The sequence below is a fragment of the Planococcus ruber genome (assembly GCF_022819085.1).
Classification (GTDB): domain Bacteria; phylum Bacillota; class Bacilli; order Bacillales_A; family Planococcaceae; genus Planococcus; species Planococcus ruber.
Window position 1 is genome coordinate 542,458 of record NZ_JALHAG010000001.1, and the last position, 22,488, is coordinate 564,945.

The 22,488-nt window shown below is 46.8% G+C and carries 26 protein-coding genes and 1 riboswitch; of the genes, 11 read left to right on the top strand and 15 right to left on the bottom strand.

Annotation, left to right across the window (positions count from 1 at the left end):
• Positions 1-66 precede the first annotated feature (66 nt).
• Positions 67-603, bottom strand: a complete 537-nt coding sequence (msrA, locus tag MTR82_RS02695; RefSeq protein ID WP_052651518.1) for a peptide-methionine (S)-S-oxide reductase MsrA — start codon at positions 601-603, stop codon at positions 67-69.
• 178 nt (positions 604-781) lie between these two features.
• On the opposite strand from msrA, the gene MTR82_RS02700 reads away from it, so the two are divergent.
• From MTR82_RS02700 to MTR82_RS02715, 4 genes are all read left to right on the top strand, one after another.
• A complete protein-coding gene (locus tag MTR82_RS02700; RefSeq protein ID WP_246807605.1) occupies positions 782-1,729 on the top strand; it encodes an LCP family protein in 948 nt (315 codons plus the stop codon).
• A gap of 60 nt (positions 1,730-1,789) precedes the next feature.
• Positions 1,790-2,977, top strand: coding sequence for an AI-2E family transporter (locus MTR82_RS02705; RefSeq protein ID WP_052651521.1), 1,188 nt, complete (start codon positions 1,790-1,792; stop codon positions 2,975-2,977).
• Between the two features lie 61 nt (positions 2,978-3,038).
• Entirely contained in the window at positions 3,039-3,455 is a 417-nt protein-coding gene (locus tag MTR82_RS02710; protein ID WP_052651523.1) for a sporulation protein, read from the top strand.
• A gap of 66 nt (positions 3,456-3,521) precedes the next feature.
• Positions 3,522-4,337 (top strand): GNAT family N-acetyltransferase, encoded by an 816-nt coding sequence (locus MTR82_RS02715; RefSeq protein WP_246807606.1) that lies wholly within the window; start codon positions 3,522-3,524, stop codon positions 4,335-4,337.
• Positions 4,338-4,537: 200 nt separating this feature from the next.
• On the opposite strand, the gene MTR82_RS02720 is transcribed toward MTR82_RS02715, so the two are convergent.
• Genes MTR82_RS02720 through MTR82_RS02735 form a run of 4 tightly spaced genes read right to left on the bottom strand, consistent with a single transcriptional unit; the run spans position 4,538 to position 7,867 of the window.
• Positions 4,538-5,290, bottom strand: coding sequence for an energy-coupling factor transporter transmembrane component T family protein (locus MTR82_RS02720; RefSeq protein ID WP_246807607.1), 753 nt, complete (start codon positions 5,288-5,290; stop codon positions 4,538-4,540).
• The gene (locus MTR82_RS02725; RefSeq protein WP_246807608.1) at positions 5,271-6,701 is read right to left on the bottom strand and encodes an ABC transporter ATP-binding protein; all 1,431 of its coding nucleotides are present in this window, start codon (positions 6,699-6,701) and stop codon (positions 5,271-5,273) included. The genes MTR82_RS02720 and MTR82_RS02725 overlap by 20 nt, the downstream gene beginning before the upstream one ends.
• Positions 6,694-7,275, bottom strand: a complete 582-nt coding sequence (locus MTR82_RS02730; protein WP_052651528.1) for an ECF transporter S component — start codon at positions 7,273-7,275, stop codon at positions 6,694-6,696. The genes MTR82_RS02725 and MTR82_RS02730 overlap by 8 nt, the downstream gene beginning before the upstream one ends.
• A 1-nt stretch (position 7,276) precedes the next feature.
• Positions 7,277-7,867, bottom strand: coding sequence for a YkoF family thiamine/hydroxymethylpyrimidine-binding protein (locus tag MTR82_RS02735; RefSeq protein WP_052651530.1), 591 nt, complete (start codon positions 7,865-7,867; stop codon positions 7,277-7,279).
• 89 nt (positions 7,868-7,956) lie between these two features.
• Positions 7,957-8,062: riboswitch (TPP riboswitch) on the bottom strand.
• Positions 8,063-8,244: 182 nt separating this feature from the next.
• Between MTR82_RS02735 and MTR82_RS02740 the strand changes: the two genes are divergently transcribed.
• From MTR82_RS02740 to MTR82_RS02755, 4 genes are all read left to right on the top strand, one after another.
• Positions 8,245-9,537, top strand: a complete 1,293-nt coding sequence (locus MTR82_RS02740) for a M48 family metallopeptidase (protein WP_246807609.1) — start codon at positions 8,245-8,247, stop codon at positions 9,535-9,537.
• 178 nt (positions 9,538-9,715) lie between these two features.
• Complete coding sequence (locus tag MTR82_RS02745; RefSeq protein ID WP_425023611.1) at positions 9,716-10,078, top strand: Na-translocating system protein MpsC family protein; 363 nt, start codon at positions 9,716-9,718, stop codon at positions 10,076-10,078.
• Between the two features lie 188 nt (positions 10,079-10,266).
• Positions 10,267-10,881: a trimeric intracellular cation channel family protein gene (locus MTR82_RS02750; RefSeq protein WP_246807610.1), complete on the top strand. Its 615-nt coding sequence runs from the start codon at positions 10,267-10,269 to the stop codon at positions 10,879-10,881.
• 78 nt (positions 10,882-10,959) lie between these two features.
• Positions 10,960-11,730: a DUF4240 domain-containing protein gene (locus MTR82_RS02755; RefSeq protein WP_246807611.1), complete on the top strand. Its 771-nt coding sequence runs from the start codon at positions 10,960-10,962 to the stop codon at positions 11,728-11,730.
• 184 nt (positions 11,731-11,914) lie between these two features.
• On the opposite strand, the gene MTR82_RS02760 is transcribed toward MTR82_RS02755, so the two are convergent.
• The 3 genes from MTR82_RS02760 to MTR82_RS02770 are packed head-to-tail and all read right to left on the bottom strand — an operon-like array spanning position 11,915 to position 14,979.
• On the bottom strand, positions 11,915-13,024 hold the full coding sequence (locus MTR82_RS02760) for a Gfo/Idh/MocA family protein (protein WP_246807612.1): 1,110 nt from the start codon (positions 13,022-13,024) through the stop codon (positions 11,915-11,917).
• Positions 13,025-13,041: 17 nt separating this feature from the next.
• Entirely contained in the window at positions 13,042-13,785 is a 744-nt protein-coding gene (locus MTR82_RS02765) for a ThuA domain-containing protein (RefSeq protein ID WP_246807613.1), read from the bottom strand.
• A gap of 33 nt (positions 13,786-13,818) precedes the next feature.
• Positions 13,819-14,979, bottom strand: a complete 1,161-nt coding sequence (locus tag MTR82_RS02770) for a Gfo/Idh/MocA family protein (protein WP_246807614.1) — start codon at positions 14,977-14,979, stop codon at positions 13,819-13,821.
• A 239-nt stretch (positions 14,980-15,218) separates the two neighbouring features.
• Here MTR82_RS02770 and MTR82_RS02775 point away from each other — a divergent pair, with 239 nt between their 5' ends.
• The gene (locus MTR82_RS02775; RefSeq protein ID WP_246807615.1) at positions 15,219-15,884 is read left to right on the top strand and encodes a DUF1643 domain-containing protein; all 666 of its coding nucleotides are present in this window, start codon (positions 15,219-15,221) and stop codon (positions 15,882-15,884) included.
• A 64-nt stretch (positions 15,885-15,948) separates the two neighbouring features.
• Here the strand turns inward: MTR82_RS02775 and MTR82_RS02780 are convergent, their stop codons facing one another.
• Together MTR82_RS02780 and MTR82_RS02785 are read right to left on the bottom strand one after the other, a co-directional pair.
• Positions 15,949-16,683: a Bax inhibitor-1/YccA family protein gene (locus MTR82_RS02780; protein WP_246807616.1), complete on the bottom strand. Its 735-nt coding sequence runs from the start codon at positions 16,681-16,683 to the stop codon at positions 15,949-15,951.
• A 147-nt stretch (positions 16,684-16,830) separates the two neighbouring features.
• Positions 16,831-17,532, bottom strand: coding sequence for a DNA alkylation repair protein (locus MTR82_RS02785; protein WP_246807617.1), 702 nt, complete (start codon positions 17,530-17,532; stop codon positions 16,831-16,833).
• A gap of 320 nt (positions 17,533-17,852) precedes the next feature.
• Between MTR82_RS02785 and MTR82_RS02790 the strand changes: the two genes are divergently transcribed.
• Entirely contained in the window at positions 17,853-18,176 is a 324-nt protein-coding gene (locus MTR82_RS02790; RefSeq protein WP_052651552.1) for an IDEAL domain-containing protein, read from the top strand.
• Positions 18,177-18,285: 109 nt separating this feature from the next.
• Here MTR82_RS02790 and MTR82_RS02795 read toward each other — a convergent pair whose 3' ends face one another.
• The 3 genes from MTR82_RS02795 to MTR82_RS02805 all read right to left on the bottom strand — a co-directional run bounded on the left by MTR82_RS02795 (position 18,286) and on the right by MTR82_RS02805 (position 20,152).
• Entirely contained in the window at positions 18,286-18,756 is a 471-nt protein-coding gene (locus tag MTR82_RS02795) for a DUF948 domain-containing protein (RefSeq protein WP_246807618.1), read from the bottom strand.
• A 124-nt stretch (positions 18,757-18,880) separates the two neighbouring features.
• On the bottom strand, positions 18,881-19,168 hold the full coding sequence (locus MTR82_RS02800; RefSeq protein ID WP_246807619.1) for a hypothetical protein: 288 nt from the start codon (positions 19,166-19,168) through the stop codon (positions 18,881-18,883).
• Between the two features lie 48 nt (positions 19,169-19,216).
• On the bottom strand, positions 19,217-20,152 hold the full coding sequence (locus MTR82_RS02805) for an LCP family protein (protein WP_246807620.1): 936 nt from the start codon (positions 20,150-20,152) through the stop codon (positions 19,217-19,219).
• 167 nt (positions 20,153-20,319) lie between these two features.
• On the opposite strand from MTR82_RS02805, the gene MTR82_RS02810 reads away from it, so the two are divergent.
• Positions 20,320-20,979: a helix-turn-helix domain-containing protein gene (locus tag MTR82_RS02810; protein WP_246807621.1), complete on the top strand. Its 660-nt coding sequence runs from the start codon at positions 20,320-20,322 to the stop codon at positions 20,977-20,979.
• A gap of 37 nt (positions 20,980-21,016) precedes the next feature.
• On the opposite strand, the gene MTR82_RS02815 is transcribed toward MTR82_RS02810, so the two are convergent.
• Positions 21,017-21,694 carry a YoaK family protein gene (locus MTR82_RS02815; RefSeq protein ID WP_246807622.1) on the bottom strand — a complete coding sequence of 226 codons (678 nt, stop codon included), beginning with the start codon at positions 21,692-21,694 and terminating at the stop codon, positions 21,017-21,019.
• 166 nt (positions 21,695-21,860) lie between these two features.
• Positions 21,861-22,454, bottom strand: a complete 594-nt coding sequence (locus MTR82_RS02820) for a DedA family protein (RefSeq protein ID WP_052651564.1) — start codon at positions 22,452-22,454, stop codon at positions 21,861-21,863.
• Between the last annotated feature and the right edge of the window lie 34 nt (positions 22,455-22,488).

Sequence of the window (22,488 nt, forward strand, 5' to 3'; positions counted from 1 at the left end):
GCAAGGAGATACCTATTAGTCTTCAGCATCAAAAAAGCCGTTCCAATAAGGAACAGCTCGTTTTTTTTACTGATTCACTTTATCTTGCTCCCAAACTGCATCAAGGAATTCGTCACGCCCGGATTGTTTGCGGTCTTCCGTATAATGGTCGGGATTTTTTTTGTAGAAATCCTGGTGGTAGTCTTCTGCTGCGTAAAACGGAGCCGCATCGAGGATTTCCGTGACCACGGGTTTTTTGAAACGTCCGCTTTCATCCAGCTCGCGTTTTGTCTTCTCCGCCAATTCGCGCTGTTTTTCATTATGGACAAATATGGCCGGGCGGTAGGAAGAACCGCGGTCCTGGAATTGCCCTTCATTGTCGGTTGGATCGATCTGCTGCCAGAAAATTTCAAGCAGCTGTTCGTACGAAAAGATTTCAGGCTGGAACGTAATTTCCACTACCTCCAAATGCCCGGTTGTTCCGGACTTCACTTGCTCATATGTAGGGTTTTCTACATGGCCTCCACTATAGCCGGAAATGACGCGTTCAATGCCGTCAAACTGGTCGAATGGCTTGACCATGCACCAGAAGCAGCCGCCTGCAAATGTCGCTTTTTCAGTCATATCGTTTTCTCCTCTCATTTCTAGGTCACAATTTCTTTTATTCAAAGCAGTTAATGAAAAAATCTTACCACTCCCACTGTTTCCGCACAATAAATATGTTTATACTAATGAAACAGAAACCTATTTAAGCGGTTAGGCGTCTCATGTAAGGTACGATTTAGAAAGGAACGTGTAGAGTATGGAAGAAGAACGCCAACAAGCCAGAAGAGGCCGGCGCAAGAAAAAACGGTTCCGCCTCCGTGGACTACTTTTATTGTTATTCATTGCCATTCTAGCGATAGGGGCATACGTGTTTATCCAATTTCAAAACGGCAGCAAGCTCGCTGAAAATACAGAGCAAATTCCGGTGACATTCAACGGCGATCCGGAAAACGACGAATTCGAGAATATTTTAGTGCTGGGCATCGATACACGCGGAGAAGAAAAATCGCGTACGGATACGATGATGCTCATGACGCATGATAAAAAGACGGATGAAGTGAAATTGACTTCGTTCATGCGGGATATTTACGCAGACATCCCGGGCTACCAATCATATAAACTGAATACCGCTTATTATTTAGGCGGGGTGGACTTACTGGCTGATACGCTTCGCGGCATGTTCGGCATCGAAATTCAGCATTATGCATTGATCGACTTTAAAAACTTTGAACAGCTGGTGGATATTGCAGCGCCGGACGGCGTGGAAATTGAAGTCGAAAAAGACATGTCTGAAAAAATCGGCGTCTCCTTAACAAAAGGCACACATCAATTGAACGGCAAGGAACTTCTTGGCTACGCCCGTTTCCGAGCGGACAATGAAGGCGACTTTGGCCGTGTCCGCCGCCAGCAGCAAGTGCTGTCTGCGATGAAGGAAGAACTGATCAGCGTGTCGGGGATCCCGAAATACCCGAAACTTGCAGGGGCGGTCCAAGGATATATCCAGACGGACATTCCTTCAACAGACCAAGTGAAATTGGCGATGCAGCTGGCGTTGAACGGCGGCAGCGATTTGGACCGCCTGACGATTCCTGTAAAAGATGGCTATAGCTATGGATCTTATTCCCATGCGGGTTCTGTCCTGGAACTGGATATGGAAAAGAACAGACAAGCTTTGTCCGAATTTTTATCCCAAACTCTGAAATGAATAGTCTGACAATATGTTAAACTGATAGATAGAGAAATATTTCAGAAAGTAGGAGTGGCAATGGAACCGGAAAAACAATCTTTTTTTTCGACGAATTTTATTCGCTTTTTAGGTGGAACGAATACGCTTTTCACTTTGATTGCCCTTGTACTTCTCGGATTGGTGATTTTCATCTTCCGGGAAGTCTCTTTCATTTTCAACCCTTTAAGTGTTTTCATGAAAACGGTCGTGCTGCCTGTGGTTCTGGCACTGATCCTGTATTATTTGCTGCGCCCGATTCTTCGGCTATTGGAAGGATTTCGAATTCCGCGCATTTGGGGGATTTTGATCATTTTCCTCGGGCTCGTCGGACTGATCACCTTACTAGTCGTATTGGTATTTCCGTTCTTGAAGACGCAATTCCAGAATTTGATCATGGAATTTCCGAATTACTTCATGCAGCTTTTAACCGATCTGGATGCTTTTTTGCGGACATCCTACATCGGCGACTATTATACGGGTTCAAGCTTTGATATTGAGCAGTTGGTGGCGACGCTGCCCGGCAATATTACAGACACGCTGCAAAACACGGTAACGACCATTATTTCCGGAGTCACAGGGTTGATCTCGACCATCACATCCGTTATCTTATCCATTGTGATTGTTCCGTTTATCCTTTTTTACCTGTTGAAAGACGGGGAGAAGCTTCCGGAGTATTTCGTGAAGCTGCTGCCTCCTCGTTTGCGCCACGATACGCGTGAAGTGCTGTCGGAAGCAGACAAGCAATTAGGCGCTTATATCCAAGGCCAAATCATTGTCGCTTTCTGTATTGGCGTCATGATTTACATCGGTTTTCTCATTATCGGCATGGATTATGCACTGCTGCTTGGGGTTCTCGCTATGGTCACGAGTGTCGTGCCGTATCTTGGACCGGCGATTGCCATTACGCCGGCAGCAATTATCGCATTGGTGACTTCTCCGTTCATGCTGGTGAAGCTAGCGATCGTCTGGACTGTGGTCCAATTGGTGGAAGGCAATTTGATATCGCCGCAAGTCATGGGGAAAACGATGTTCATCCATCCGGTGACGATTATTTTCGTTTTGCTGACAGCGGGATCCCTATTCGGCATAGCCGGAGTCATCTTGGGGATACCGATGTATGCCCTGGTGCGCGTGTTAGTGTCGCATCTGTACAAATTGTTCAAACGGCGCTATAACCGCCATGAACCGGCTCTTGAAAACAAATACGACTACACCGAGCTGAACTAGCAGTTTGAGAAATTAATGGCAGTGGTATAGAAAGATTATTAAAAGTTGGGGGTTTCCATGTATGAATTTCAAACAATTTTTATCTTCTATCGGCATTGGTTCGATGCAAATCGACACTGTAGTTGAAAGGCCGCATTTAGACGAAGGCGAAACCTTGAACGGCACCGTCTATTTCACCGGCGGGGAAAGCGACCAGGAAATTGACTATATCGAGCTGAATGTGTTGAAGCAAATCGAGAATTACCGGGAAGACAGCGATTTTGACATCATTGAACATACAGTGGCCAAGCAGACGTTGGAGTTTGCAGGCTCTGTGAAGTCGAAAAAAACCGTCATGCAGCAATTTGAAATTGTTCCGGACGAACGCTGGATACTGGATGCGCCAAAAGCAAAATTGATTTTGCGGACGGTCGTCCACATCAAAAATGGCGTCAACGCAAAAGACGAAGATGAAATCACTTACGGAGTACAGGAATAGCAAACGAATAAAAGCACATGAATTGTTCCGGCAATTCATGTGCTTTTTTGATCGGAGGAGAAAAAGATGGCAGTCATCAATAATCTTGCTTTGGCAAAAGCGATAGAAGAATTGAAAATCGATGGAACAAAAAGGCAAATGGACATCCAAAAGCAAAACTCTTCTTATAATGGGGATTATATGGAAGCAGAAGGGAAAGGGATAATTTTTTATACGCCGTCGTACTGCTATGGCCTCGGATTCGGCTTTGGCGACACGGTGTGCGAACAAGATCTTGAAGCGATCGAAGCAGAACTCGCTGCACGGAAGATTGCGCAGCATCTGCACTTGGAAATTACCCCTTTTTGCGGCGAAGCTTTTATTCGCGTGTTGCAAAATAAGGGCTATACATTCGACCATTTTCTTTCCGTATGGATCCTGGATACCGAAACATGGCAAGAACCAGCCCGAAATCCGGCTGCAGAAATTGTCATAGTGGACGAGTTCCATTCTTACGATTGGGCCTGGACAGTGGCTCTCGGCATTTCAGAGGACGAAACAGCTACGGAAGAAGCAATGGAAGCGGTACGCGCATTTTGGGAAGTGTCCGGCAATACCGCTTTTCTTTTAAAAGAAGGGAAGGAATACGCCGCAGGGGCGACAATCGCCATCAAAGGAATCCTGGCAGAGATGTTTTTAACCGCTACGCTTCAAGCTTACAGGGGGAAAGGCTATCAAAACCGGCTCATTGAAGAACGCATCCGGTTTGCAAAAGAGCAGGGCTGCCGATACATCACGGTAACGACAAAGCCGGGAACTTCGTCTGCACGCAATATGGAAAGGAACGGCTTTGCCTTACTGTATCAACGAGCCATACTGAAAAGCCCGCCATTGACAAAATGAGCGGGTTTTTGGTTTTCAAATGTAGAAAATTACATAAGGTTCATTTATTTGAACAAAAGAGTAAACAAAAATCGAGACAAGGCTGTCAAAAATAAACACAAAAACGTTTCGGAAATACTTGTAATAAACTACATAAGGATATGTTAAAAAACAAAAACCAGCAGCAAGAAAAAGAGAGCCTCAAAAGAAGCCCTCAACCATCAAAACCAATATTCGGCAGAACAGCTGGCAATCAGCAAAAGAAGAAAAACTGCTGTCATGGCTGCATCCACTTTTCTAAGCTTAATTACCTCGAAATAGTCAGATCTTGCTTCACCAGTAAAACCCCTTGCTTCCATCGCAAACGCGGAACGCTCCGCATTCCGGACAGCACCGGCTAGCATCGGAATCAAGATTCTTCGCATGCCGAGCAGTCGGCGCAGTGCATTTTTTTCAAGTTCAGCGCCGCGGAGCCGATGGGCTTGCTGGATTTGCTGGAATTGATCTTTCATCACGGGTAGGAATTGATAGCCAACGAGAACGCCGTAGGCAAGTTTTGGAGACAGTTTCAATTGCTGCATCAAACTCATGATGAATTTCACTGGATCGGTTGTAAAAGCAAACATGAGTGAGAGTGTGGAAAATGCCATCACTCGGAACGCGAGCGACAAGGCGGTTTCCAACTGTTCAGCAGTCACTTGGAATTCGAGAAATGACCATACAACGTCGCCGTTAGTATCGGCAGCAAATACGATGGTCGTCCATAAATAGCCAAAAGCGCCTAACGCAAAGGGCAGCATGAACAAGGACCAGGCCTTCCAGTTCACTTTGCTCATGAACACTTGCAAGAGCAGAATGCCAATCCAAAAAATGAACGGTGTCAACGGATTAAAGAAAAAGGCGATGGCAAACATCGAAAGGGCCACTAAGACGAACTTTAGCGAAGGGTTCATGTCATGCAAAAGATTCCGCAAGCCGTCCAGCTCCTTTCGGCGGAAGCAAGTGATGTTCAGCAAGCAATTCGGCATGATTCCAAACATCTTGAGCAGGATATTTTCCTGTCATTTTTCCGTCTTTTATCAGCAGGACAGAATCGGCAAGGCTCTCAGCAAATTCCATATCGTGTGTGACGATCAAGAAAGTGACTCCTTCATCCGCACGTTCTGAAATCAGCCGGTGCAATTCGTGAAGTGCCGCAGCGTCCTGCCCGGAAGTGGGTTCATCCATCAAAAGGACTGTGCGGCGGTCGGCAAGCATCGCGCCGGTCGCGACACGGCGCTTTTGACCATGGCTCACTGAAAACGGATGGGCGTTTTCAATTTCTTTCAAGCGGAGGCGCTCCATTAAATCGTTCAATTGGGCTGAAGAGGCAATGCCTGAAAACGCCAACTCTCTTCCTACAGTTTTTTCCAAAAATAGATACTCGGGAGACTGCGGCACAAATCCGATGCCAGGCGCTTGAATGCTGCCCGCATCAAGCGCATAAATGCCGCACAATGCTTTTAATAATGACGACTTTCCGCTGCCGTTCGGCCCAGCGACAACCATGATTTCGCCCCGGTTTGCGGTAAATGATAACCCGGATAAAAGCTCTTTTCCATGGGATTTAACTGCCATTCCGTTGACCTTCAAAACTGTTTCTGGAACCATCGTCGAAGCCCGTTCCGGCAATAAAACAGGGAAATGAGCTGTGGCTAGTTTATCGCCAATTATAGAGCCGGAACGATCCAATTGGATTTCCCGGCTGAAAAAGGAATCCCATAAATCCAGCCGGTGCTCCACAGCGAAAATGGTCAAATCCAATTCATGCTGCAGACGGTCGAGCCAGAGGATGAATTCTTTTGCAGTCACCGGATCCAAATGTGAAATCGGTTCATCCAAAAGCAGCACTTCAGGCTCCATGACTAGTGCACAAGCAGCAGCCACTCGCTGCTTCATTCCGCCGGATAAGGATTGGATCACTTCGTGGCGAAGAGCGGACAACCCGGTCAACGCCAAAACCTCCGTTATTTTCTGCTTCATCATTTCGCGCGGAACATGCAAGTTCTCCAGCGTAAAGGCCAGTTCTTCCTCGACAGTCGGCATACAGAACTGGGAATCGGGGTCTTGAAAAACGGTCGCAATCCGATGGTTGATTTCACCAGGCGCATATTCTTCAGCATCTTTGCCAAAAAGCTGGAGGCTTCCTGAAATTATTCCATCGCAGTTGAACGGATATAAGCGATTCAGCAAATAGACCAGCGTGCTTTTTCCGCAGCCGCTCGGCCCTGAAATGACAACGCGTTCGCCGCGGTGAATATCAAAAGATAAATCGGTTAAAGTAAGTTGTTCGTCATCAGGAAAACGGAAACGGACATTTCGAAAAGAAAAAATCGTCTCATGCACGGGCATCACCCTTCGTTGAACGGGAAATCGCATAGCCGCGAAGCGAACCGGTCGCAAGCAGCCCGTCAGAGATGAATTTCCCGCCGATTCCCGCAATGGCCATGCCGCTGATCACGCGAAGCGTAAACATCAAAGCGACAAAGGAAGGATCAAGCGCGGCATAGCCGGAGATGAAATAGCCGTAAACAAAACTGAAAACGGCCGAACCGGCACCGGCAAGCATCAGCACCGCAAGATTGAAATGCTTATAGCCGGTTAGGGCAAATGCGGCTTCTGCGCCTAATCCTTGAACGATGCCGGACAGAAGAAGGCGGGGGCCGACCGCATTCCCGAGCAGGACTTCAATTGCCGCAGCCATCGATTCCGATAGGACGGCTGCACCGGGTTTCCGGATGATGTTCATGCAGATGATGGAGACAATAAACCAGATGCCGAACATCCATTCATAAGCGAGGGGTCCGATCACAGCGGCCCAGATGTTCGAGACATGGACGAACACTAGGTAAACGATGCCGAACACGACCGCAAACAAAGACATCAATACCACTTCTTTTAATTTCCACGATTTCAGCATTTTATTTGCCTCCGTGGGAAGGACTGTTGATGCTCATCGAAACCGTCATGACAAGGTGGCGATGCTCCTCAGAACGCGCATTTGCAAATGCTTCTTCGTAAAAGGCAAAGACGTCATGGATGTCGCCGTGGATGCCGCTCGCGTAATGCATCGAGTCGTTGAAGACGCCGCGTTCTTTTGCCCGGTCAACTTCCCGGTAAATGACCGCCATGTAATCCGGATTGTTCATCGGATAAAGCGCAAATTGCGAAGAAACGTATTGCTTCGTCGCATCCGTATTCAACAGTTCATCCGATTTTTCCAAATACACATCTCCTGCCGAATCGCCAGGGCAGCCGATGGAAAACGTGCCGGAAAGTGCCACGTGTTCACCAGTTTTCGCCGCATGCAAGGCAAGCGCTTTTGCGACATTGAAGACGTGATTCTGTTTTCCCCGAATGACGGTCGAGACGTCGTCTGTGTGCATCCAAACATTTGAGGTATCGGTTTCGTTCAGCGCCCCTTTGATGATTTTGATGAAATCGCCAGTCATCGGATGAAGCGAAAAGCGAAATCCGACAATCGGGCTCGTGCCGCATTGCAATGGTTCCATATTGAATTCCTCCTAAAAATGTACACAAAAAAGGCCGCATCCGTGAAGATGCAGCCATAATCTACAAATAATTTCAAAAGGAATCATTTCAGAAATGCGCCGCACTTCCTCACGCAGGTCCTAACCTGATCGAGTTATAAGGGATCGAAGCTTGCGCTTGCATCTCAGCCATAATGGGCACCCCTAGTGCAGTAAACGGTATGCGGTTTTTGTGGGCCGGGTTTGCCCGGTTGAGTTCAGTGTAGCGGATATGAATAAATAAGTAAAGGCCAAAAGATCTAAAAAGGAAAGGTGAAGATACTCTGAATTCAATTATTTCTTTCCAAAGTAATGTGCTATTATATGTAAGTTATTCCATTATGAAGGGAAGAGAATTATTGGACAGGTCAGCAATTCAATCGAACAGAGAAACCATTTATTTTACCATCAGCTTAATCTTTAGCATCCTGGTTTATGTATTCGCCATCATTTCCGTCGTCGGCATTGCCATCGCACTTATTATTTTTGCTTTTATGCTTTTTGCTAACGCGATGATGCTCGGATCCATACGCGGAAACGGCGTGCGGATCCACGAACGCCAATTTCCGGATGTCTACGAGAGAGTGCAAATTCTTTCAAAAGAAATGGAGCTTAAGAAAGTTCCGGAAGTTTTTGTGATCCAGTCAGAAGGTGCATTGAACGCCTTTGCGACCCGCTTTTTCGGGCGCGATATGGTCGTTTTGTATTCGGAAGTGTTTGAACTGGCACGCGAACAGGGACAAGCAGAACTCGATTTTATCATCGCGCATGAACTGGCACACGTAAAACGCCGCCATGTCTGGAAGAACCTTTTGATTGTGCCAGCCGGGTTTATTCCATTCCTGAGCCAAGCGTACAGCCGCTCATGTGAATACACGTGCGACCGGCATGCTGCTTTTGCCATTCAGAACGCTGCAGCAGCGAAACGGGCGCTGACGCTTCTTGGCATCGGCAAAAAAATGTACACCGAAGTCAATGAAGAGGCATACCGCGAACAGATTTCGACCGAATCAAACGGCATCGTCTGGTTGAGCGAAGTGCTTTCTTCGCACCCGCTCTTGCCAAAACGCATTCAGGCGATCCAGCAATTTGAAGAGAGCGATTCCCGGGTCTATACCCAGAACACCGGAAGAATTGCTATCGGCGCCGCGCTGATTTTTGCAGGGATCATGGGCGTTTATTTTGTCAGTATCGCTCTTTTTGCTGGTGGGACCTTGGTCTATTCTCAATTTCTAAGCGGCTTTGATGATGCACTTTATAGCGACGAAGGGTTTTCCGTTGAAGGGCAAACAGCGCTTATTGCGGCCGCGGACGAAGGGAATCTCGCTGATGCGGAAGCGGCTATAGCGGATGGCGACGATGTGAATGCTGTCGACTCCGGCGGTGCCTCCGCCTTGATGTATGCCGTCTATAACGGCGACAGCGAAATGGCTTCACTCCTCATTGATGCGGGAGCCGATGTCAATACGGAAGACGATTACGACACAGCAATCGGCACGGCCATCTACTACGAAGACTATGGGATGGCACAGCTACTCTTTGAGAGAGGTGCGGACCCGACCATTGCAGGAAATGACGGCATGTCAGCCATGGATTATACGGAAGCGTCAACGGAAGCTGAGTTTGCGGATTATTTGACAGCAAATAACTGAGTCTGCAAACTTTCTGCAAAATGTGAAAAAAGTGAACCTGCCGAAAGATTGGCAGGTTCTTTTTGTGCTTAGAATGTGGCATATCTTTAATATAGTGGTATACTGTTTAAATGAAAATTGGCAATCAATTTTTAACGAATTAGTCTAAGATCATATAGTTAGTTGAAAGAAGGTTTGAGTGATTACACTTTCAATACAGCAGCGTGAACAGCAGTTTGCTAATTTAGTTCGTGCTTATCGGAAAAAACATGTGGGCAAAGGTCCTGAAAAAATAAAAGTGACGTTTCAAAACAATTGGGCCATCGCTCATATGAGTGGCAGCCTAAGTCCAGTGGAACATTTTATGATTCAGAACGAAAATGGAAGAGATATGATTCGGCAGGCTCGAACGCAGATGATCAAGGAGCTGTACAATCAAATTCCCCCCACTGATATGGAAGAATTGGTTGGTGCAAAATTCGAGAAGTTGTTTACAGATATTCATGTCGAGAACGACGAAGTGATTTCGATATTTGTTTTTGATCAGCCGATTGTTGAGTAGTTAAAAACGAATTGCATATAAAAAGCGGCGGATTGGGATAAGGTACGCAAGTGCAATTAACTAACCACCATTCTACAGGTTAACCATACCTGTAGAATGGTGGTTTTTGTATTTTTAGAAGTTCACAATAGACTGACATTAGCAAAGTATTCATGCGGGGTCGAGTTGAAAAATTGGAGGAATTGGGCGTGTTTTGGACGATTTTAATCATTATTGGAGTAACCGCATATGCTGCCAGTGGAGCGCTGGTGGCCATTGAAGCGGAATTTTCATTTGTTGGCGTATTTGTATTGGGATTAACGACTGCTTTTGGGGGAGGGACGATCCGGAATTTATTGATCGGGGCGCCGGTTTCTGCTCTATGGGAATCACAGACAATTGCGATTGTGTTTGCGACCCTCGCAATCATTGTCCTATTGCCCTTGAAGTGGACCCAGCACTGGAAAAGGTGGGGACTCTTATTTGACTCGATTGGACTCGCCACTTTTGCGCTGCAAGGTGCGCTGACGGTAAAACTTGTTGATGGCCATCTCGGTCTCATGCTATTGGCTGCAATGTTCACGGGACTTGGCGGCGGGATGATCCGCGATCTACTAGCAGGCAAAAAACCGCTCGCGTTAAAAGAAGAGATCCACGCTGTATTGGCGATGTTCTGCGGCGTTTATGTCTGGCTCGGCTGGACTTCGCCGCTGCTGTTGACCCTTGCTGTTTTCATCGTCGTGGGCATTCGGATGCTAGCAGTAAATTATGGTCTGCGTTTCATGTTTTTCCGCTTCGGAAGAAAAGCGCAAATCGAGAATTAACGAAAATAAACCATCGATTTTACCAATGCAAAGTATGCTACCCTTGAGTGAAGAATATGCGAATAAAGGTGGAATCACATGGAAAGGTCACTTGTCTGCATCACTGCATTTTCCAATAAATTTTGGAAAATTAAAGTGCAAGGGAATATGTTTATCGTGTCTTACGGAAGAATCGGAACGCAAGGATCCATTAATACAAAAGAGTTTTCTTCGGAAGAACATTGCCTGAGAGAAGCGAATAAGCTGATCCAGTCAAAACTGAAAAAAGGCTACCGGGACCAGGAAGAGGAAAGCGGTCAAGCCATGCAAATGACTGAAGCGGAATTTTGGCGGCTAATCGATGCCGCCCGCCAAAGGGGCGACTACATGGAAGAACAGCTCGAATGGCTCACAGCGTATTTGTCGAGAAAATCCATCCATGAAATCGTTCATTTTGATATTCAATTTAATCGGGTTTATCAAAAATCGTATACGTCCGATTTGTGGGCTGCAGCCTACATCATTATGGGCGGCTGTTCAGACGATTCCTTCGATTATTTTCGCGCCTGGCTCGTGTTCTTAGGGAAAGATTCGTACGAAAAGGCGTTGGCCGATCCTGAGAGCATCATGCCTTATTTGGGAAAAGAAGAAGATGTACCGGAGTTTGAAGATTTGCTGACGTGCGCGACGATTGCGTTTGAAGAAAAGACGGGGCTTGAGCAAGAGGATTACCTCGAGATCTATTATTCGCTGGCAGATGAAAAGCCGGATCCGGAAATCGACTTTGACTGGGATGAAGATGACGAAGAAACCTTGAGCCGCAAGTTTCCGAAGCTATGGGCGAAATACGGGGAATATCCTTTAGGATAATACGGTCGAGCTGCTGATTGGAATTCATAAAAAGAAAAACAGTTTATAAACAAAGTCAAAAAACCTCCGGTGTTCTGGAGGTTTTTTAACTTTGTTGAAATAGATGCACCATTCATAGAATGAAGGGCCTGCACCATGAAAAATCTTTTTTCTTCAAATAGGGTCAACCCTTAATCATTCTGTCTTATGCTTCCGCTTGGTTAAATACTTTGCCGTTCAAAGGCGCTGCATCCGGTTTCTCGCAGCTGCTTTCCATTTCGTAATAAACGCCTTTCTGCGAAGAAATCAGGAAACCGTGCATCGCTTCCAGCACATGCATCGAAAGCTTTCCGCTCGCCCGGTGCTTCTGTCCGTTCAAAATAGCGTCGGCCATGTCCGCGACACCGAGCCCGCGTTCGTTTTCCTGCAAATCAGAAACCAGCGGAATGTCGGTGAAATTCTCTTCCCCTTTTTTCCGTATCCGCACTGGGCCGCCGAAGGTGTTCGGATCCGGAACGAGCAGGGTGCCTTCGCTGCCGTAGATTTCAATGGGTGGAAGGGAAGAGCCCCCAAACGCATCAAAACTTGATATCAGCGTACCGATTGCGCCGGATGCAAAATCAATCGTCCCGGCTATATGGGTTTCAGTCGAAACGGTGATTTTCTGTCCGGCGTTTGGTTCGCTGGTGACGGTTCGTTCCGGATAGCTGATGCGGGCGGATCCCGCAATTCGTTTGATCGGGCCAAGAAGGGCAATCAAAGCGGTCAGGTAATAGGGGCCCATGTCAAATAGCGGACCGCCGCCTTTTTCGTAATAGAAAGCGGGATTCGGATGCCAATGCTCGTGCCCGCGTCCGATGACAAAAGCCGACGCGCCGATCGGAACGCCAATTTCTCCGTTTTCAATCAGCTGAAGAGCGGTCTGGATGCCGGCCCCCAAAAAAGTGTCCGGGGCGCTTCCGACAGCCAACCCTTTTTCAGCGGCTTTGGCTAACACGCGTTTTGCATCTTCGAGATCGATCGCCAATGGTTTTTCGACATATACATGTTTGCCGGCCTCCAAGATTTGAAGCGAAACTTCCGCATGGACTTTCGGCAGCGTTAAATTGATGACCATATCGATTTCTGGATCATCCAGCAATTCCTGGACGCTGCAAGCTTTCGGAATTCCGAACTGTTTGGCTTGCGATCGAGCGCGTTCTAAATCCAGATCTGCACAAGCTGCTAACGTTAAATGGTTGTAAGCCGGGATATTTTCCATGTAAATGGAGCTTATGTATCCGCAGCCGATAATGCCGACCGTAAATGGCTTCATCCTGTTCCTCCTCGATGTTATTGGCTGTCGCCCATACCGGTATAAATTTGAGTATTATCAAAAGCATTCCGATTTTGATGATTCGGTTCACCGTAAAGCTCTTTTCCTTCTGCGGCCCATAAAAATCCTCTTTTCATAATAAATGAAACTTCAGGCATCGCCACGATATCCGCTGCGTGCCCAAGCGAATTGTAGAATACGCGCCCGACACCCCACCGCTTCGTCCAGACCACTGGCATATCTACGGCTTTATTCAGGACATGCGGCCCGTGAGCTACCGGAAAGCGGGTAGTGGCCAGCACTTCGACGGCCGGGTCGACATGCAGGTAGTATTGTTCGCTGATGACTTTGAAATCGTCAAGGCCTTCTAAGATCGGACTCGAAGATTGCTTAATATTGACGGTATACTCAATGCCGTCATTTCCTGGATGAGCCACCCAATTGCCGCCGGTCATAAACTGCCAGTCCACATTTTTCCGGAAAGAATCACACATGCCCCCGTGGCTTCCAGCGAGCCCGACACCGCTAATGACCGCTTCCGATACATTCCGCACATATTGAGGGTCGATTTCTCCCATCGTCCAATGGGGCACAATCAAGTGAAGCGCTTTCAATTTTTCGGGATCTGCATAGGCTTCCAGTGAATCGGAAATCTCCACTTCGAACCCTTCCGAAACAAGCAGTTCTTTATAGATACCTGCAACTTGCTCGGGTTCATGGCCATCCCAGCCGCCCTGCACAATCAATGCTTTTTTCTTCAAAGTTGTTCACTCCTGACTGATAAATTACTTCTGTTAAAGGCTTGCCACGTCAATCCATGTTCTTTCTTTTATTGATTGTTCCACCGCTTCGAGCACTTGCTGGCATTTAACCCCATCGTGAAAGTTTGGGGAAGGCAGCCGATCCTCTTGAATGGCATCCAGAAATTCAACAAAAGCATGGGTGAAGGTATGCTCATATCCGATCGGATGCCCCGTTGGCCACCATACGCCTGAATACGCATGGGCTGAATCGGTTGCGAGCACGCGGCGGAATCCCTGGACATCTTCCAGGTCATCAGTGAAATACACCTGCAGCTCATTCATGCGCTCAAAGTCGAAAATGACGCTGCCTTTGGAACCGTTGATCTCAAATGAATTGGTGCTGCGATGGCCGCTCGCAAAGCGGGTCGCTTCAAAACTGCCGAGTGCGCCGTTTGCAAAACGCGCCATAAATAGCGTGGCATCATCCACCGTGACCGGTCCTTTTTCTGCTGCTGCGCCGCTTGTCGCAGATAGACCGCCTGAGTCGCTTGGCAGCGGCCGTTCCTTGATGAAGGTTTCGCTCATGCCGATGACTTCTGCCATATCGCCGATGAGGTAATGCGCCATGTCGATGAGATGGGCTCCTAAATCTCCGTGTGCGCCGGAACCGGCGATTTCCTGCTGAAGGCGCCAAGCAAGAGGGAAGTCCGGATCAACCAGCCAGTCTTGCAGAAACCACCCCCGGAAATGATAAATATCGCCTAACCGCCCTTCGTCGATCAATTTCTTCGCAAGGATCACTGCAGGGGCAAACCGGTAATTGAAGCCGACCATGTGCTTTATGCCTGCACTTTCGGCCGCTTCGAGCATTTCACGGGAATCCGCCAATGAAAGGGCCAGCGGTTTTTCACAATACAAATGTTTGCCGGCCTGAGCTGCAGCTATCGCAATTTCTTTATGGGCATTGCTCGGGGCATTGATATCAATCACGTCAATGTCTTCCCGGGAAACAAGTGTTTTCCAATCAGAGCTGGATTCCGCCCAACCAAATTGGTGAGCAGCGGATGCGACTGCCTCTCTATTTCGTCCGCAAATCACTTTCATCGCAGGGTGGAGGCGGTCGGGAAAGAACATCGGCAGCGCACGGTATGCATTGCTATGTGCTTTCCCCATGAATTTATAGCCGACCATCCCAATATTCAACTTCTTCATTTGCACATCTCCCATCTTTGTTCAATTGTTAAACAAACACAGTTTCATTGTGCTGAAAAGTTAATATTCTGTCAAATTTTAATTCATAAGTTGTTTATTTGAATAGTTTTTTAAATTGATTGCGAACGTATGTTCCTTATGTTACTATGAACTTACTTACATATCAGATGGCAGATTCCGTTGCTGGCCATTCAAAAGACGCTTCTTCAATTAAGAAAATAAAGTTGGGGAGGAATTAGATGTTTCTGTCAGGAAAAGAGTTGGAGTCCATTTATTCGACTGAAGGAACTTTCTATGATTTGGAGGTGGATGGCCAGCGCCGCCTTTGCCGGAGCCTTGCAGCAATCCGCAGAAGGAATAGGGAAGTGGAGCGGGTAAATGCCTTACTGGTGCTGTTGAATCCGGGGAAGAGCCTGCCGCTTTCAGGAGTAGAATCGATTCCGGTATTTCGCGGGAAAGTGGAGATGTCTCCATTGGTTCCGGCTGTTCCCGATAATTCGCTGCATCAGCTGATGCGGCTAATGGAGCGAATGGACTGGGACGGGATCAACGTCATCAATCTGACGGACATAAGAACAGGGAAGTTTGAAGAGTATTGGGAAACGCAGCAGTTGATGGGTCAACAGGAAGATAACCGCCATACTATTTTTTCGAGCGGCCGGCAACATGAGCTGCAAAATCAGTTGAAGCAGGCAGATGCGGTCATTGCGGGATGGGGAACCAAATCGGCAATCGTTCCGCAAGCTTCGGAAGCCTATCGAATATTAGCGGCACACGGAAATGTACAGGGGCTCGCCTATAAGAAACAGCCGCTTTACTACCATCCATTCCCGTGGATACAGAATAAATGCGTGAAATGGCTCGACGACATGGAAAGTCAATTGAAGCAAGCAGCCCATGTGTAGCTGTTAATATTCTTTGCACAGCGCCATCTTAAAAAATAAAAAAAACGCCCAGCTGGCGTTTTTTTTATCGGCTCCGGATTTTCGATAAAAGCCGAAGAATTTCGAGGTACAGCCAGATGAGCGTCACAAGTAAGCCAAATGCCCCGTACCATTCAAAGTATTTCGGCACGCGTTTGGCTGCTGCATTTTCGATGTAGTCAAAATCCAGCACGAGGTTTAATGCAGCAATAATGACAATTACAGCACTGATCGCAATGCCGATCGGGCTTGCTTCGTGCAGGTACGGGATTTGAAAACCGAAAAAACTGCCGATGAAGGAAATTAGGTAAACGACAAAGACTGCGCCGGTAGCCGCAAAGACCCCAAGCCTGAAATTCTGAGTGACTTTGATCAAACCGGATTTATAAGCGATTAATAAGCTCAATAACACCCCGATGGTTAATAGCACAGCCTGGAACACGATTCCGCCAAATTGGACTTCGTACTGAGCGGAAATCGCTCCGATGAACAGGCCTTCCAATAATGCATAGATCGGTGCGGTGATCGGAGAAGTCTTAGGAACGAAAATGGTAATTAAAGCTGTGATAAAGCCGCCAATCGCCCCAATCAGGATTAACGGAGTTGCACTTGCCGGATCGTGGAGAAATTGATTCCATGAATAGACACACGTAGCCAACACCAAAAGCAGGAGAATGAAGGTTTTATTGACCGTCCCTTGAATCGTCATCAACCGGCCATTATCCTTTGAAGTGGTGCGGATAAATTTGTCATCTTTTAAACTTGGATTGCCGCTTCTCATGTTATCCTCCTATCTAAAATTGTACTCAGAGTCCATTATATCTTTTAATCGTCAAACCCTGTTAATGAAAGCTGCTTTTTGAATGGTGCTGAAAAGAAAGAAACCCATCACCTTGCCGCAATGGGCAAATGATGGGGAAGGCGAGTGTCAGCACCGCACATATTTCCGTTTGAACCCGAGCTGGCCCCGGTCCACCGCTTTTTGGATGGCTTCAGAAGCAAGCAAAGTGCTGCTTTTTTTCTCGTCTTTGCGGATTTCTACCGGACCGACGGCTGCAGCCGTTTCCACTGCTTTTTCATGAAGCGGTTCGAAGGAAATTGCGGTGGTCAAGATAAAATTGTTCATCGATACTTTGGTGCGGTCTGGTGCGTCGTGGATCTGTTCTTTTGCTTGGTCAAGCATTGCGGAAAGTTTGTATTTGTCGAACGCACTGTCCGGCCATCTCCCGAGCAGCCAGCAATAGCAGCTCCAGCCTGCAGACATCTTCAGTTCCTCGCCGCTCGCTATCCATTTATCCGCCAGTTCCTGGGCAAATGGCGCTTCCGCCAAAGAAACAGCTACTACATAATCGGACAGCATGAAAAAATAGGCGTCTTCCATCCAGCGGTCAAATTCTTCCGGTGTTTTCATGTCAGAGATCACGCCCGCAAAATACATGGCATCGAAGTTGCCGGTAGCGTAAAGCTCATCAGCTAAAGCCTGGTCTTTCTTGATTTTCTTGGCAAGCGGCTTCATTGCGCCTGTAGCGACACCGAAAAGCGGCTCCCGTGCCCCGTTGCTGAGGTACCTTTTTTTCGTGCGCTCTGTGCCGAGTGCTTCCAGTTCTTTTAATACGGTATCCCGATCCATTTCCGTCGCATCCTTTCGTTTAGAAGAATAAAATAATGTCGAAATAGCAGAACGTATATTCGTTAGTTTACCACAAAATTCATTGATTTCGATCTATTCCAGTGGAATTATTGTAACAGAGAACCGTGAGAGATCTTATCTTGAATTCGAGGCATATAAATTGTTTCGGGCACGGGGGAGGAGTAAAATTAAAAGCAGCTACCCGGATCGTTTCATTTTCATCCGAGAAGTGGTTTGCGACGGAAACAATAGGGAATCAAGGACATTAAGCAATAGATTTAAGCTGAGGAAACAAAAAATCATAAAGTAGGTGCATCAGTATGGAAACGAACAAGATGATTCTAAAGACAAGTGATTGGGTAAAAGGCAAATCCCGCCACGGTGAACTGATTATCGGCTATATCGATTCCATGAATGTCCTGAAAGAAGCTGTGAATGTTACTGTGGTAGAAAGCGACAATGAAGCCATTATCGGCATGACGATCGCAATGCCGATCCAAATCGTCGAAAGCCTGCCCGCAGCAGAATCGAAGGAAGTGGCGGAGTTGGAATTCCTGATTGATCTTGCCTTAGCTACGGATGATAAAGAATGGTTCCAGGATCTTTCAAGCCAGTTAAATGAGAAAAAACAAGCGGTTAATTAATCCGTTGGTTGCAATAGAATTTACTAAAGCCGGCAAGGGTTTCACATGCCGGCTTTTTTGTGCAAAAAGAAAGAGCAGCCGCTTCGGCTGCCCTTTTTTAAATCCGAGACTAGTTTTCAAATTCATAGACAGGGTCTGCATGTTCTTCCAGCTTATGCTTCGGGAGCTGTTTTTCCTGTGCCATGGCAAGCATCGTCACCGCGGTATTGCTCCATTGTTCGACTTGCTTTTGCTGATGGCGGTCATTGTCGACTTGATGCGTAATATCCGTCGTAATGGCGCGAACCGATGAGTTCAAATCCACTACTGAATTCTTAGTGCCTTTGGCTGCATCGAGGAACAACGTGATTTTCTCTGACTTCACTTGTACATCTTCTTTGATCTCATTGGCATGGTGCTGCAGGCTTGTCGTTTCAAGTTTTAAATTGTCCATCCGGTCTTTTAAATTATTCGCAGACCCTTTGATTTCCTTCATCGGTTCTTTAATCCCTTTGATCATTAAGAACACTCCGACACCTGCGATAATGATGCCAAGTACGACGATCCCCAGTGCTGCATAGAGCCAAATTGTAGAATCCATTCTGTTTCCTCCTCAAATCGATAAATGTCTTTGATGTGCTATACCCGATACCGGCAATTGACTAACATAAGCTGGCCGCCTTGCCTGATGGGTAAAACCGGAAGAGGAAAAAAGGAGATGAAAATCAAGTACGGGAAAATTCATCCCGAAATGAGTCTTCCAAATAGAACGTGATCTCTTTTGCCAACCTGCGGGCATTTAAGTTAAATCGGGCATCCGGGTGGAGGTAGTCGATATGCGTCGTGATCGACAAATTATTTTTTACGGTCCGAATACGGATCAGCTGTTCTTTATTGGGTGATGGGCCCTCGGCGTTCCAACCGCTGATGCCCACTTGATAGAAGGGAAAGCCTTTTGTGGTCGTTCCATGATCGATATTCTCTGTCCACTCCATAAACTCCCAGTTGTGCATGTGAAAACTCCTTTCCTCGAGCAATAAATGCATTCTGTATGAGGAAACTTACTTGAAAAATTCCTCTAACACGTTTTGATTTGCTTTTAAATCCAATACCAGCACTTCCCCAATATCTTTCCGTTCTTCTGTGAATGTGTCTGCCGCCGGGATGCGAAGCGTCTCCATATCGGCTGTTCCGTTTTGGATCAGGGACTTGCCAAGGCTGAGCATTAACTTTTTATCAATATCCGTATCGATATACGTATCGGCAGCTGCAATTATTTTTCGCAGATTGAGCAAGGTCTTAAATTCGACTCCTTGGTCTTTCACCGCGGACAGCACTTCCTGCTGCCTTTCGACGCGTCCATAGTCGCTGTTCTTGTCATGCCGGAAACGGACATAGCCCAATAATTGATCGCCATGCAAGGTCTGTTTTCCAGGTTCTAACGTCATGCCGATGCCGTGGGACATTTCATATGGAATGTCGATTTCGATGCCGCTTGGGATGATGAGGTCTAAAAGCTTAGGGAACCCGTTAAAATCAACGGCTGCATAATAGTCCGTTTTGATGCCAAAATTCTCTTCTATTGTTTCACTGACCAATTCAGGGCCGCCGAAGGCATGGGCAGCATTGATTTTTTGCATGCCGTGTTCGGGAATATGGACATAGGCATCGCGCATGATGGAGGCAAGGCGGACTCTTTTAGATTCGGGTTGGTAGTTTACAATCATCAACGCGTCCGATAATCCATATTCCTCTTCTCTTCGATCGCTTCCGATCAAGAGAAGATTGATGCTCTCCATGTCAAAGTCTGCAATTTCCTCGTCTGTCTCGTCAGATTCCTTGTTTATGTATGGAGCGGGACCGGAAGTTTCGTTTTTTTTCGGGTTAAATTGGCTGTAGGCGGTAGCACAAGCAAGCGCTAAACTGGCTGCTAATATGCCCATCAGCAAAATGGAGACTTTTTTTCTTTTGATTTTCCTGATTTTTGCTCGTTTCATTCCATCACCTCATCTTTTCTTGGAAAACGGTCAGTCTACCAAGAGTTTAAAGAGGTGTTGACAATTTGTCAACGAATAGCTAATTTGACAATATATCAACGAGTGCTTAAAGTAGAAACCATCAAGATTTAAACACCAGCCATTAGAAATGGAAGGAGGAAGTTCATTTGCCAGAAATAAAAAAGGGCATCGGCGAATTATTGCAGAAAAAGTGGAATGAACGAAATTATACACTCCGGCATTTTGCGGAGTTGACCGGAGTGGATAAAGCGACAATTTCTCGGATCCTCAATGGCAAAAGAAAGCCTACGCTTGACCATTTAAAAGTTTTTGCCCAAGTATTAGAGATGCCGCTCTCTGATTTAATTGCTGCTGAAAGCACGGCAGTGGATTTGCCGAAAGCGGCAAAGCGAAGTGCCTCGGAAGAAGGGGAAGAAAAAGCGGCGACGGCTGAGATGCGGCATATGCTGGCACTGGTGAAAATGCAGGATGAACGCATCACGATGGACCGGATTGCTGCCGAACTGGACGGCTGCTCTTTATTTGCGGAAACCGAGGAAGGGCATGAAATGTTAAAAGAGTCGTTCAGCTCGAAAGTAAAGCATTTCGGAAATGCCGGCCGCTACCTGCAGTTATTAAAAAAATGGAAGCAGCATTACGACCAAGCGAACGGCACAAAAAAAGAGCTGGCCATCATGGGCGGAGCATTGCTGTATTTCATCATGCCGCTTGATCTTCTCCATGACTACCTCTTTGCCATCGGCTATTTGGACGACTGTTTGGCCATCCAATTGGCGAATAGCCGCCTCGAATCAAAAATTGGATAAAGCAATTTAAAAAAGCCATCCCAACGGATGGCTTTTTTTATGGTTTTGACAAGGCAGGAGAAAGCAGAGCCCAGGCAAAAGCACCGGTGGAGATGAAGAAAGCGGCCCATAAATGGTAGTCGGCGTTCAATAAAATGGTGAGAGTGCCTGCCCCGACGCCAAGCACAAAAATAAGGATGGTGGCTGCCAGGTTGACAAGATGCCGTTTGGCTTCTGCATCTTTCCGGAAAATCATTTGATAAAAGAGGCCCATCAGATTTCTCAAATTGCCGGTCATAATTCCGTTATTAACCATGGTTTCATTGACGTTTCGGAATGTAGTCAGGACAAAACCGGCAAGGAGGCCCAAGGCAATTAAGACGATCAAGTCCTCCGTCCGCTTTTCAAAAATTGCGAGAAAGAGCAAAAGGATGGACTGGAAGAAAAGAAAATAGCGGTATTTGGCAAACCCTTTTTCTTTATATCGATGCAGCATCGCTTCTCCGGCAAATGCGCCGGCTGCAAATCCCGCTATGACCCAAACGTGGCTGAGGGCTTCCTGCCATTCTCCAGAAAAGAGCTTGGCGCTCATGCTGACAAAGTTGCCGGTTTGGGCACTGGCAAATACCTCGTCCTGCACCAGAAAAGTATAGGCATCGATAAAGCCCATCAAGAAACAGACGATGATGGTGAGAATTGTGCTGGAAACTGCGTATTTTTTATGAGAAATTTTCATTGCACCCAATACCTTTCTGCGAATTGATCAACCTATCTATAAAAGCCAATTGAAGTATGGCATATCCCATTGCCAAAAGGAAAGCGAAAGGTGAAGAGCCGCGGCAAACGAGATATCGTAAAAATAAAAAGCCAGCAGACCGTGTCTGTTGGCTTTGCATAATTTTTTAAATGGATCTCACTTTACGCCGCTGCTTCAGTACAAACCAAATCACGACAAGGGCAATCGGAATCAATAAGTAGTTGGCGTATTGGCCGAATAATTCACCAGCCATTGCCCATTGCGGCCCGAGGCGATAGCCCAAGTATACATAGATCGCTGTGACCGGCAGCATGGCGAGGTACGTGAAGAACATAAATTTCCACACATTCATTTTAGCCATCCCGCATGGAATGGAAACGGCTGTACGGACTCCGGGAACGAATCTTCCTAAAAAGGCGACACCCGCGCCGTATTTTTCGAAAAAGCGGTCGGATTTATCAATATGCTCTTCCTTGACCAGAAAATACTTTCCGTATTTGATAACCATTGGTCGTCCGCCGTAGCGTCCCAGTGCATATAAAGTCAACGGCCCAAGCACCCCGCCGATCGAACCGGCTAAAATCGCGCCAATTAAAACGAGGTCACCTTCATATACCCAATAGCCTGCCAAAGGAAGCACCAGCTCAGCGGGCACAAATTCAAACGTCAGCGCAAGCATGATCCCGAAATAGGATAAACTCTTCAGCGCCTCCATCATCTGCAAAATCAAAACTTCCATCATACAACCTCCATTAATGTTCACGGTCCACGAA